This window comes from Candidatus Hydrogenedentota bacterium (assembly GCA_012523015.1).
Classification (GTDB): domain Bacteria; phylum Hydrogenedentota; class Hydrogenedentia; order Hydrogenedentales; family CAITNO01; genus JAAYBJ01.
The window spans coordinates 1-12,592 of record JAAYJI010000165.1 but is presented as its reverse complement, the minus strand read 5'-3'; the positions used below and the strand labels follow the sequence as shown (position 1 = coordinate 12,592).

At 52.7% G+C, this 12,592-nt stretch carries 12 protein-coding genes; 4 read left to right on the top strand and 8 right to left on the bottom strand.

Going from position 1 to position 12,592, the window contains the following annotated elements; translation table 11 throughout:
- Both GX117_07355 and rodA read left to right on the top strand, forming a co-directional pair.
- On the top strand, nucleotides 1-335 hold a 335-nt coding region (locus GX117_07355; GenBank protein NLO33155.1), incomplete at its 5' end, for a penicillin-binding protein 2.
- Nucleotides 336-341: 6 nt separating this feature from the next.
- Complete coding sequence (gene rodA / locus GX117_07350) at nucleotides 342-1,583, top strand: rod shape-determining protein RodA (protein NLO33154.1); 1,242 nt, start codon at nucleotides 342-344, stop codon at nucleotides 1,581-1,583.
- Nucleotides 1,584-1,614: 31 nt separating this feature from the next.
- On the opposite strand, the gene melA is transcribed toward rodA, so the two are convergent.
- The 8 genes from melA to GX117_07310 all read right to left on the bottom strand — a co-directional run bounded on the left by melA (nucleotide 1,615) and on the right by GX117_07310 (nucleotide 10,841).
- Nucleotides 1,615-2,940, bottom strand: a complete 1,326-nt coding sequence (melA, locus tag GX117_07345) for an alpha-galactosidase (protein NLO33153.1) — start codon at nucleotides 2,938-2,940, stop codon at nucleotides 1,615-1,617.
- A gap of 47 nt (nucleotides 2,941-2,987) precedes the next feature.
- On the bottom strand, nucleotides 2,988-3,815 hold the full coding sequence (locus GX117_07340) for a SprT family zinc-dependent metalloprotease (GenBank protein NLO33152.1): 828 nt from the start codon (nucleotides 3,813-3,815) through the stop codon (nucleotides 2,988-2,990).
- 39 nt (nucleotides 3,816-3,854) lie between these two features.
- A complete protein-coding gene (locus tag GX117_07335) occupies nucleotides 3,855-4,931 on the bottom strand; it encodes a hypothetical protein (protein ID NLO33151.1) in 1,077 nt (358 codons plus the stop codon).
- 126 nt (nucleotides 4,932-5,057) lie between these two features.
- Nucleotides 5,058-6,071, bottom strand: coding sequence for a tRNA (adenosine(37)-N6)-threonylcarbamoyltransferase complex transferase subunit TsaD (gene tsaD, locus GX117_07330; GenBank protein NLO33150.1), 1,014 nt, complete (start codon nucleotides 6,069-6,071; stop codon nucleotides 5,058-5,060).
- Nucleotides 6,068-7,984, bottom strand: a complete 1,917-nt coding sequence (locus GX117_07325; GenBank protein ID NLO33149.1) for a divergent polysaccharide deacetylase family protein — start codon at nucleotides 7,982-7,984, stop codon at nucleotides 6,068-6,070. The genes tsaD and GX117_07325 overlap by 4 nt, the downstream gene beginning before the upstream one ends.
- A 48-nt stretch (nucleotides 7,985-8,032) precedes the next feature.
- Complete coding sequence (locus tag GX117_07320) at nucleotides 8,033-8,842, bottom strand: glutamate racemase (GenBank protein ID NLO33148.1); 810 nt, start codon at nucleotides 8,840-8,842, stop codon at nucleotides 8,033-8,035.
- Complete coding sequence (locus tag GX117_07315; GenBank protein ID NLO33147.1) at nucleotides 8,842-9,510, bottom strand: GerMN domain-containing protein; 669 nt, start codon at nucleotides 9,508-9,510, stop codon at nucleotides 8,842-8,844. The genes GX117_07320 and GX117_07315 overlap by 1 nt, the downstream gene beginning before the upstream one ends.
- A gap of 50 nt (nucleotides 9,511-9,560) precedes the next feature.
- Nucleotides 9,561-10,841: an N-acetylmuramoyl-L-alanine amidase gene (locus GX117_07310; protein ID NLO33146.1), complete on the bottom strand. Its 1,281-nt coding sequence runs from the start codon at nucleotides 10,839-10,841 to the stop codon at nucleotides 9,561-9,563.
- A 992-nt stretch (nucleotides 10,842-11,833) separates the two neighbouring features.
- Here GX117_07310 and GX117_07305 point away from each other — a divergent pair.
- A complete protein-coding gene (locus GX117_07305; protein NLO33145.1) occupies nucleotides 11,834-12,334 on the top strand; it encodes a hypothetical protein in 501 nt (166 codons plus the stop codon).
- Nucleotides 12,312-12,592 (top strand): hypothetical protein (locus GX117_07300; protein NLO33144.1); only part of this gene is annotated, 281 nt, incomplete at its 3' end. The genes GX117_07305 and GX117_07300, both read left to right, overlap by 23 nt.

Below are 12,592 nucleotides of genomic sequence, written 5' to 3'. Positions count from 1 at the left end.
GTATTGAGAAGAAAGCGCCGCCGCCGACGGGTACCGGTAAAGCAGCCGCCATACCCGGGCTCGACATTATCGGTAAGACCGGTACCGCCCAGGTGGTGTCTCTTTCCAGTTTAGAATATTACCGTACCGAAGCAGATATCCCCTATGAGAAGCGGCATCATGCGTGGTTTGTCTGCGGTGTTTTGAACAAAAGCCCGCGCATTTCCGTAGCCGTTCTTATTGAGCATGGTCATTCAGGCGGCGCCGCGGCGGCGCCCGTAGCCCGCGAAGTCATTGAAACCTTTTATGACATCCCCACGGAAAAGCCGCTGCAGCTCGTTTCGGATAGAAGGTGAGTCCCCATGATCTATTCAGGAAAACAAGTTCAGCATCAAGATATCAGCGTGAAGCTGTTTAATGTTCGCAATGTAACCCATATTGATTGGTGGCTGCCCATGCTGGTGACGGCCTTGGCTGTGTGCGGGTGGGTCGTCATGTACAGCGCCTCACGCAATACGGAGGTTGCCTACCTCACCCGGCAGATCCTGTTCTTTGCTGTAGGCATCTTGGTCGCGTTCACGTTCCTCTGTTTTGATTATCGTTTCCTCGTCAGTATGGGCCCCTTTATGTATTTTATCGCCCTCAGCTTGCTGTTGTTAGTGATCTTTTTCGGGTCTTCCGCCAAAGGCAGCGAACGATGGATCAGCCTGGGCTTTTTTCGTCTTCAACCCTCCGAATATACGAAGCTGATCATGGTCTTTTTTCTGACCTGGTACTTTACCCGAATCGGTGAGCGTGTCAAAAAGCTGCTATGGTTTGCATTCACCTTCATCTTGGTCGCGCTGCCCATGGCGCTGATTCTCAAGCAGCCCAACCTGGGCACAGCGGCGTCCTTAGGACCGCTGACCTTGGCGATGTTGTATGTGGCAGGCTGCAGACGCCGTCATCTTGCTGTCGTCATTGTTGCGGGCTTGTGCGCCGTGCCCGTGCTCTGGTGGCAGATGAAAGACTTTGATCCCCAAGTCGTCTCTGATCAACGCTCCTTTTTCGATTTGAAGCACTACCAAAAAATGCGCATCTACACCTATTTGCATCCCGAATATGATCCCCAGGGCAGCGGCTGGCATACGCTGCAAAGCAAGATCACCATCGGCAGCGGCGGGCTTACGGGCAAAGGCTATTTGAAGGGAACCCAAACCCGGCTCAACTATCTGCCTGAGCATCATACGGACTTTATCTATTCCTTATTGGCAGAAGAATTCGGTTTTGTCGGCGCCATCTCCGTCATTGCCTTGTTCAGCCTATTGCTCTTACGCGGATTGACCTTTGCCCGCGATGCCGTGGACTTGTCGGGGACACTCCTCGCCACAGGGGTCGTGGTGATCCTCGCCTTTCATATCTTTGTGAACATTGCCATTACTGCCGGCATGATGCCCGTCACCGGTATACCTTTACCTTTTTTAAGTTACGGTGGCAACTTCTATATGACCACCATGGCGGGCATGGGCGTGCTGCTCAGTGTGCCGCTGCGCAAAAGGAATCATCTTCTCGCTGAAATGTCGGTGCCCGTGGGTCATGTTGAATTGTATACCCATGGCATGTAGCCGAGCCGCTGTGCCACGCTTGTATCACGGCTCAGAAAGAGAAACGCTCAAATTGGGGCAAGTAGGGCGCGTTCTTTTTGAATAGTTTGTTCACCAGCTGCTTAATTTCCGCCAAAGACAACACTGCTGCCGTAAGGGGATCATAGCAGACCGCATGATAGACGCCTTCCGCATCACCTGTTAATGCCGCCTCCACGGCCATCTCCTCGGAAGCTACGCTGATTTGGTTTAACGCCGCGCATTGAGGCGGTAGGGAACCGACGTGGATGGGATTGAAGCCTCTTCGGTTGATCAGTACCGGCACCTCCACACACGCCGCTTCAGGAAGGTTGGTGATCAGCCCCGTATTGGCAACATTGCCATTGAACAAAAAGGGCGTCCCGCCAACATAGGCATTGATAATATGGGCGGCATATTCGCCGCCTCGTTCCAGGCTCATGGGCGCGCCGTCGGCAAACCATTGATGCACTTCTTGACGCCACGTTTTTTCGACCCGCTGGTATTCCTTCAGGATATAGGCATAGACGCCGGGATTCCAATTGCTGCTGTGGGTGCAATATTTTTCGATCAGATCGGGCCGCTTGCGGAACCACCAGTTGTACTCGCTGTTGTGGCCGCTGGACTCGGTCACATAGTAGCCCAGATGTAAAAACATTTCGTTGCGCACCAATTCGGCATTGTAAATCTTCTTGCGTTTCATCGCTTGGTGGAGCCGCGGATAAGCATCTTCCCCATTGTGGTTAAATTCGAGATACCACGCCTGATGATTAATGCCTGCACACAGATAATCTACTTCCTCTATGGGCGCTCCGATCCATTCGGCAAGCATCGCCGCTGTGCCTTGTACGCTGTGGCATAAGCCGGTCACTTGTATGGAGGAGACTCGCTGCATGGCACGGCAGAGCATTGCCATGGGATTGGTGTAATTGAGTAAGATCGCTTGCGGGCAGTACCGCTCCATATCGCGGCAAATGTCGAGCATGGTCGGAATCGTACGGAGTGCGCGGAAGATACCGGCAGGGCCCCGCGTATCGCCGACGTTGATATCTACGCCGAAAGATTTGGGAATCGTAATATCATATTTCCACAAGTCGACCTCACCGCATAAAATGGTACAGCACACGGCATCGGCATCCTTCAAAGCGCGGCTCCGATCGGTATGGGCGGTGAGGCTTGCCGGATAGCCGCCTTGGTCCATAATCGCCTGTGCCGCGCGCATAGCGAAGTCCAGCCGTTCTTCATTAATATCTACCAAAGCGATTTCCCCATTGCGAAGGAGCGGAAAGGTCATCAAATCACGGATTAGTGCACGGGTGAAATTTAAACTGCCTGCGCCAATAAAAACGATCTTTGCCATGAGAATATGTCCTTTCTCCTTGAGACAACTTCGGTATCAGAATCTTATCACCCCGGCCGGGGCTTGCTAAGCAGTTTCTTTAAATGCTTGGGATCGCCAATCCATGCCAAAGCCTTTTCATGGTCATGGAAGAGGCGCTCCCTCTTTTTAAAGGCCGACGAATGAATGTCCCGCATCCCATTTTGTTTCCGGCCAATACCCAGATGGGCATGGAGCATTTCATGGTAGACTACTGAGGTCACGAAATAGTCCGGCACAAAGGCTTGATCCAAACGGGGATGGATGCGAATGGTTTTGCTCCTTTCGGTGTAAGAGCCGAAGCGGATACTCTTTTGTTTCCCCGCGCTGTCTCTGCCCCAGGTAATGACCGCCTTCACCGTATCCTCAAAATAGCGCTGGTTCAACTGCTTATATATGGCGTGCAGATCGTAGACTTTGCCCTGAGTCACGGCGCTGCGGGGCGCTGCACTTCGTTTCGCGATCTTCCCTTTATTGGTTTTCATAAAATCCAGGAAAAGCGTCTTATGTACTTTTGAATGGGGATGCTGCATCCAATGAACCAAGGCTTTGCGGATATTCGGGGGCGCGTCCAAAAACATACGGTGGAGACGAATCTTGACCAAGCCGCCGCGCCCTTGCGTCCGAAGTGACATGAGTGTGCTCGTGTTGTCCGTGATGGTCAGATCGACGGGAAAGTTTACCGACGCTTTAAGATCATTCCATAGGCTTTGATGCAAGGCGTCGTCGTGCAAAGGGTCAGGGACGGCGGGGCTCGGTTTCCTGTGTTCTTCTATAGACGCTGAGCGCGCAGCGTCCTTATCCGCCGTCGGGAAGAGTTCTAACTGAAGGGCGTTGGTGATCTTGTCTTTGTTCAAATGAGGGCGTACTCCTCTCTATACTTCAGCGCCTTATCATCAGGGGCTCTCATTTTCTTGTGCCTCTTCTGAAGGTTGCGTATCTTCCGCTGCCGTATCGGCTTCAGCCGCCTCCGTATGGCCGGGCTCTTCGGCGGCGTGTTCTTCGTCCGGGTCTGATTCTTCTTCCACGTCAGGGGTAGGGGCTTCCTCTTCCACTTCCGCTTCCATAGGCACATCCCCATCTGTGTCTGCATCCGCTTCTTCTTTCTCATCCCAACCATCTTCAGAGCGGGGAGTCAACACCTCGCCATAGATAATTTCTTCAAAGGGCGGATAGCTGCGCATAGGATCGAAATAGGGATCCATAGCAGCATCGCTGCGCGCACTTTCATTCAGCGCTACTGCCATTTCCAAATAATCGCAGGCTTCCTGAAAAGAACCGATAACGCTGAAGAGACAGGCGAGATTATAGGGCGGTTTCGCATTGTAGGGTTCGCTTTCCATGGCGAAGCGGTAATGGCTTTCTGCCTCCTCGTAGCGCTCTTCCAAGACAAGGAGATTTGCAAAGTTGTTGTGCGCCGCCACATCATAAGGATCCAGCTCCGAGGCGTGGAGCGACATAATTTCCGCCTCCTCGAAGCGTCCTAAAAGACGCAGCACCACGCTGAGGCTGTTGTAGGGGCGCACCCAATCGGGCTCCAGTTCCACTGCCTTGTTCAACAGGGATTCCGCCTCTTCCAAATAGTCTTCGCCTGAGCGCGCCAAGAGGATACCCAAACTCACATAGGGCCAGCTCCATGTATCCACATCCAAGATCACCTCACGGAGCAGTGCTTCCGCCTCCTCCGTGTTGCCTTCCCGCTCATATTGGAGCGCCAAGATATAGTGAGTCTGAGGGCTCGATAGAATGCCGTCGGCAGTGGCTGCCGCTACGAGCCGCGCCGCGTCTTGGGTCTCTTTAAAATACAAGACGGGATCGTTTTCAAGTAAGAAGAGCGCCTCCTCCGTTTTCTGCGCCATGTAGCGGGCATAGATCAGCCGCACAGGATCCACGACACGCCAAACCACGGTGAGCATAGTCCCGATAAGGAGGGCGCCCGCCGTCAGCCACAATTTTTTGTGCGTGAAGTTCATAACCTTTGCTATACGCCTGTGTTCAGCCTTGTAGATTCCTCTGATGGAAAGACAGAAGGATGTTCAGTCCTACAGATCCAACGCTTGCCCCATCAGCAACCCAAGCGTTACGCTATTATAACCCATTTAGGCTATGCAGGATCCCGGAATGGGAAGGGAAGCCGCAGCAGGTATATCGGCAGGCAGGCAGCAACCTCGTGTGAGACGGGATTGCGCCGCCGCAGCAATCATAGCGCCGTTGTCGATGCAATAGGCGAAGGGCGGCAGGTACAGATCCACACCGGGCAAGGCAGCAGCCGATTCACGAAGCCGTTTATTCGCTGCCACGCCGCCGGCAATGACGAGGCGGTGAATACCCGTTTTCTCCATGGCTTGCTCCGTCTTCAACAGCAGCGCATCAATGGCGGCACGCTGAAAGGAAGCGGCAACATCGGCTATGGGCGCGTCGGGGTTTTCCTGGACTGCATAGAGCACAGCCGTTTTCAAACCGCTGTAACTGAAATCCAAGGTATTGCGTGTTGCAAGTCCTTTGGGAAAGTTGAAGGCGTGATTATCGCCGTCTGCGGCACATTTTTGTATGGAAGGGCCGCCGGGATAGGGCAGTCCCAGCAAGCGCGCCACCTTATCGAAACACTCTCCAACAGCGTCATCCCGCGTATTGGCTAAGATCGTGTACCGGTGGGGTTCCTCACATTGGATGATCTGCGTGTGACCGCCGCTGACCACAAGCGCCAGATAGGGGAAGGCAGGGGCTGACTCTCCGAGAAAGACACTGAAGAGATGCCCTTCAATATGGTGGATAGGGATGAAAGGTATTTTCCAAGCTGCCGCTGCAGCCCGTCCGAAGCTTAAGCCGACCAAGAGCGAACCCATCAATCCGGGGCCGTAGGTGGCGGCGATGGCGTCCACAGGAGCCTTATCGTCTGTCCGTGTTAAACCTGCCGTTTCAATCGCTTCTGCCGCCAGTTGGTAGATCACTTCCGTATGCATCCGCGACGCGATTTCAGGCACCACACCGCCGAAGACACGATGCGTATCCACTTGCGAGATGACCACATTGGCAAGCACTTCTCTTCCGTCTTTTACGACGGCGACGCCGGTTTCGTCACAAGAACTCTCGATGCCAAGAATGATGCTCACCAAATCATCTCCGATATATGAACCAATTCAATGCCTTGCTCCGCCAGTTTGGGCAGGGACTCCGAAAGCACCGTCACCGTGTTCGGCCTGAAATGACCGATCGCAATGGCCCAGCCTGTTCGTTTCGCCTGATCCATCAGTTCTTTAAAGCGTCTGCGGATATCCCCGATATTATTCACATGGTCGAGAAAGATATTGCGTTCTGCGGCGGGGATCCCCATTTCAACGGCTTTGGAAAAGGCGCAGCTGCTGCCGATGGTGCGGCTGTCTACAAAAAACAATCCTTCCTCTTGGACTATTTCAAGAAACCAAGACATTTTTTCTGCATCAGTCGTAAACAAGCCGCCTGTATGGTTGTTCACACCAAGCGCCTCGGGGAACTGGGCGATACATTCACGGGTTCTTTCTTGGATTTCTTCTCGGCTCATTTCCAAACGCAATTCCCCGGGGAATCGGTTTTTGTTGCTTCGGCCCGCTTGCATGGGCATATGCAGCATGATTTCAAAGCCCTTATCCATCGCTAAATCGATGGTCTCACGGGCGAAAGGCGTACCCGGCAAGATGGAGAGGCTTAGCTGAGGGTCCAATTCCATGACTCGATGCATGACCGTGCCTCCATAACCGCCGTCATCAAGGATAATGCTGATATAGGCGGGATGCTCGTCGTCGCTCCCGTTGTCAGGAGCCGCCTCACGCACTTTGTCGGAGCCCGCCTGAGCAAGCTTCATCTGTGTTGCTTCGGGCAGCGCTTCAGGCACGGCGAGCAGAGAAGGCACCGCCGTATAAGGCGCCGCTTCTAGTTTTTCCACGGGCACGGAGGGCGCCACTGTGTCAGGGGCTGCTTCGTCAGCGGCAGCCGCGCTCTCCGCAATCACTTCTGCACCGGGCGGAGGCAGGGCGGACACCGATACCTTCGTAGGGGATTCGCCTTGGGAAGCATCCACAATGGTCTCTGTAAATTGAGGGGATAAAAAGGCTTCGTTCGCCAAAGCGGCGTTGTCTACCGCTTCTTTGGTCTCTGCAGCAAGATCAAAGGCGCCTTCATAGGTGTCGGTCGTGTCGTAGGCTTCCTGTGTACCTTCGTCTGCGTGCGGCGTGTCGGGCACTTCGTCGTTGCTTATCTCAGCGGCACCTTCCTGCGCCGCCCCTTCAGTCACCGCTGCTTCCTCGTCGAAAAGCGCGGGATCGCTAAGGATCTGACCGGGGCACAGGACCAGAAATTCCACACACAGGGCGTGTTGGTATTTAATGCGGATCAACAGTTTATCGGGGGACACCAGCTTTTTGGATAGGGCGATGTCTGCTTCCTGAAAGGCAGATTGCAGCGCTTGGTAAAAGCCCTGAGGCGTGGGATCACCATTGGCGACGACCATGAAACGGGTCGTCAGGCCGCCATGGGTCGGCGAGGAACGGACTGCTTCAATGGATAGGGAAGACGATGAGATGCCGCAGTTCAACGCCACGATGCGCGCCGATTCGATGATGCGGTTACATTCGTCAAAAAAAGGATCCTCCGTCGGCCTCGACGCCAAGTGCATTCGCACCAAAGGCGCATCCTTTGACGGGGAGGGATAGCTTTCGTAAAAGGGTGATTGTGAAGGGCTCCTGTCTTCTCCGCCCGACGGTCTATAGGCAGGTGTATCGGCGTAGCCCGTGCTCGTACTGTAGGCGCTCAGACAAAGATCCGACGCCGCGAAAAACATAGCTTGCTCGTCAAAGGTCTGCATCTGCGCGTGAACAGTGCCTGCGATAAGAGGCTCGCCCTGAGAAGCCTCTCCCAATTGGATCGGGATATGACGCCACAGCGTGGGCATTAGTATCAGGAAAATAAGGAGGCAGGCAAAATGCAGTTCAGACCGTAACACAGGGCGGCGAAGCAAACGCATCAGCGCCGCCCCTTTAGAGATCATCATGTTCTTATTACTCTGTGCCATCATATGCTCGCATTGAGTTGTGGTGGTTTATATGTCCACCCATTGCACGTTCGTTAACTGTTCTCCTAAAAACTGTTCCCCTGTCTTTACAAAAGTATCGGGTGTATCGCTCACAAGGAAGAGGTGCTCGCCGCTTTGTTCAGCATGGTTCAGCCATCCCTTTCCTTCCAAAATATCCTTGACTTCTATGGCGGTCTCTTCGGCGCTGTCCACCAAGGATACGGACGGGCCCATGACCTTGCCGATCACGTTGCGCAGCAGTGGGTAATGGGTACAGCCGAGGATCAAGGTATCAATCTCTGCGTTCATCAGGTCAGCCAAATAAACCTGCGCCACCGCTTCAATGATCTTTCCCTCGGTCCAGCCTTCTTCCACAAAGGGCACGAAAAGGGGGCAGCTTTTGCTCCACACAACACAATCCTCACGGAGTTGTTGAATCTTTCGTTCGTAGCAGCCCGTTCCAATCATGCCCCGCGTACCGATGACGCCGATACGTCCCGATCGGCTGCGCTTACAGGCAGCCCGTGCGCCGGGGCCTACCACGCCAATGACGGGTACTGAAAAGCTTTGCTGCAGTGTTTCCAAGGCAAAGACACTCGCCGTATTGCAGGCAATGACCAGCAGTTTCACGCCTCTCTCGATCAATAAGGAAGCGCAGCTTTTCGCATAGCGGATCACCGTGGTGCGCGACTTTGAACCATAGGGCACCCGTGCCGTGTCCCCAAAGTAAATAATGGATTCTTTCGGCATTTTTTCCAGTATCTTTTTGCATACCGTAAGGCCGCCGATACCGGAGTCAAAAATACCTATGGGCGCTTGTGCCGGGGAATGTTCCATTAGTGATAACCTGATTGAACCCAACGTTTGTCTTGTACAAGAGCTTCGCTTAAATCTAAATGGGCAGGGAAAAGTTCACGGGGTACGCTGCCGTCGAAAAGGAAGCGTACTTGCTTCACCGCCAGGCCGTCTTCTCCCGTTAACGCCGGCTGGGACATGGTGTTCACAATGCCGAAGGTCATGAGCGCTTCCATTTCCGCGCTTTTGGGGCAATTGTGAGCCAGCAGCATTTCCGACGATAAGTCAATGATCAGCTCGCCGTTCGTCTGCAAATAAAGTCCGCGGATCCGCGTTTGATCGGGGAGGAGGGGCTGCAAAAAACTTTGCTTCGGACCGTTGATGAGTTGGGTCAAGCAGCGCCGGCAATTTTCAACAGTCCGAATACTGTATTCAATGACGGCTGTTTCCGGCGTTAACACATGCCCTTGTTCTGCCACGAAGAAGAGCGTCACTTCTCGGGTGCCGAAGGAGTCGGGCGGATTCTGGATGTCCCCCGCATTGGCGGGTACTTCAGGCGTGTCCGACTTGAGAAAGGACAGGGGATTCTGCCCTTCCGAAAGCATTTGGTTAATGAGCAGTACAAGAATAAAACAGAGCAGGAGCGTGATCCATCCCCAAGTCAATATGCCGAAGCGGCGGAGTATATGTTTTTTTCTGGACTCTTTCATAGTCAATTCCTATAGGCTCGTAAATAGGCTATCCCAAAAGGATCGTATATCTATTGTTTTAAGGAGACCGCAATCGCTTTGGCAAGCTGCGTCGCAATCTCTTCTTGGTAATCGCTTTCACGTAAGAGCGTGGCAGAATCGATATTGCTCAGATAAGCCAGCTCAATCAGTATGACCGGTATCTCGATTTCGCGTTGAAGGATCAACGGACAATTACGGACTAAGATCGTGTTCGAAGGGGTGATCTCCCGTAAAACCTGGGCGAGATGAAAGGCAATGGTGCTCGCTTTCTCCAAGGTCTTTTGCTGCTTGTCATAACGTTTGCGTAATTCTTCCGAAAGTACGGCGTCGCTCGGCAGCGTCGTATAATCCGTGAACAGCACGGTCCCCTGGGTGCGCGGCGTTACTGAAAAGCCGCAATGGAGACTCAAGAAATAATCGGCCGGCGCAGTCTGCGCGATGACCCGACGATTCTCAAGAGAAAGATCCGTGTCTTTGTCTCGGGTCAATTGAACGTTGATCTGTGTGTTTTCTTCCAGCGATTTTTGGATACGTTGTGCAATGGCGAAAGAGATGTCCTTTTCCAAAACATCATTGCCCCCTGTGGCGCCAATGTCTTGCCCGCCATGACCCGGATCCAAGAGGAGCCTGCCTTTGCATTGCGCCAACGCCGACCACTCCAACGATTCTGCTGTTATGGGAGGGAGCTCGTCGTCAACGGTTTCGTCAGCAAGCTCTGCCTCGTCCAAGGCATCTTCTGCAGCGTCGCCCTCGCTGTCTTCTTCCCCTTCTTCTTCATCGGAAAGGGCGTCGGCCGCTTCTGCCGCTTCCACCGATTCCAGAAGCATGGAGTCCGGCATTTCTAAAACCGATTCATCAGGTTCAACAGGCGACAGTTCCACAGAAGGGGGAGCATCTATTTGGGTAACCGGCGTGAAGCTGAGATTGAAGGCAGTCGCGAAAAAGAGGGGTACATCTCTTGTCGAGAGAAAAACCGCGTTGCCGATACGGCGCACAGGCGCATCTAAATAGAAGGAGGAACCTGCTGCACGAACCTGGTTTTCTCTATCCTGTAAATTTACTGTTGTGGCGTTCCAATTGGTTTGGATAAGGTCCGCGTCAAAGGAAACAACCCCGTCAATCTGACGCATGAGGCTGTTCAAATTGACGTAGGCGTTATTGTCTAGGTTTTCGAGGGGAGCGGCTATGGTGATCATGTCTGCGCCGATTTGCGCAGAGTAATAGGCGCTGTCCTGAGTCCGGCCGGGGTGCTGAACAAAACACACAAAAAGGATTGTCAGCAACGGAATGAAGAACGCTTGCTTTTTCATAGAATATCTGACCACCTTCATTTTAAAACAAAAGATTTTACGGGCGGTCAATGCAAAGCACGACGTGCAGCGGCAGCGCCATCAAGGGCGCAGCATGGCAATACGCTTTGTCTCAAAGGGGAATCGTCGCACGAAGAATCTCAGCCCGTACATTCCTTATCCTGTTTATATACCGTGTTAAATACGCTTTCACTGTGAACCCTTCACAGTAACACGCTTTTGAAATCAGCGCCGCCGACCCTAGGAACCTGATGTTGCCCACCGTTGCTTTGGTCCTGAACAAAACAACTTTCTTTCCCAAGATCAGCTTTCGCCTTTCAAAAAGCTTGACGTCATTCTACAGAAAATTGTTGACTAATTCAACCTTAGATGCTTTATGTTTGAAAAATCGGTAAGGAAGCACCACAACTTTACACATGGGTGAGACTAAAGAGAAGGTCATACGCAAAGAGGGTGAACAAAGTGGCGCCATTCCTTATCGTAAACCGAGCAAAATAACCCGTGGAAAATGCCTTTTCCCAATCCTGGGTAAAGCTCCGCCACGCCGCCCCGCTTCTCCAACAGACGCTGTCCCTTATCCTGAATACCTGAAAACCTGTGTAAACCATGATGGAGCCTTATAAAAAAGAGGCGGGGAAAGAATTCGCCCTTTTCCAGCCCTTTTTCCGGAAAGCGCTTTACAGCTTTAGCCTGTAGTATCAAGGCTAAAACACACTATTTTCTGCCTCTAAAACTTTTTATTTTAAATTTATACTTGGGTAAACTGATGGGTATACCCATATATAAACCACAAATCCAATATTTAGTCGGATAAGTTGTTGATAATACGACGATAAGCATAGCGGAGAGCGCCAAAAAGTGCTAATCCTTTCCCTATATAAGTAGAAGCATTGATGCGGCGACGGCTTCTCAAGCTTTAACGACAGAGCGGCGGTATACCACGCCGCTCCGGGTGCCGCAGTAACGTCAACAGAGGATACGGAAAGGAAGCGATGAACAAAGGAGGAGAAATACAAAAGAAGGAAGGAAAGCCTGAAGAGGGTACACGATCCCGAAGAATTGCCATACAAAAATACTATTTATGGCTCCATTGCGAAAATCATCGGACCGTCAAGAATTGTCCCATGACGGGACATCCCCTCTGGCCCTATCGGATGGGATCAGTGCTGCCGCCTGACCCAACCAAAAGGCGGCGGCCCGACCCAATCACGGGAAAAGATTACCGTGTTGACCTGCCGTTGAGCCCTGCGAAAGCCATCGGCGCGGCGTGCCGCTTGTGTGCTGAAAACGTGGAGGAAGTGCGGCACTGCGACTTCTTGGAATGTCCGCTCTGGGCGTATCGCTCAGGGGCGCCGGAGAAAAATGACCTTTCCCTCGTTTCAGGCGGAAGCGCGGCGAAGGCATACCCTTCCAAAGATGAAAACGATAGTCTCAAACAACCTGCAAAAAGCGACAGCCTAGGGGGATCTTATGAACACACAAAAAAATCGTGAACAAGTCATTGCAGAATGCTATCAGGCAGCCCGGGGGGCGGTGGTCTTGCTCAACGCCCGCAGCAAGGAAGCCTGCAGGAAATGGAAGGACATTTCTTTTACGTGTGAAGAGCTCAGCGCTCATTGTCGGAAGGGCGGCAACTATGGTATTCAAACAGGACGTATGTCGGGTTTGGATGTGCTGGACATTGACGCTCCCGAAAACTTTTCTGCCCTCGTGAAAGGTCTCAAAGCCTATACGCCTTACACCAAAACAGG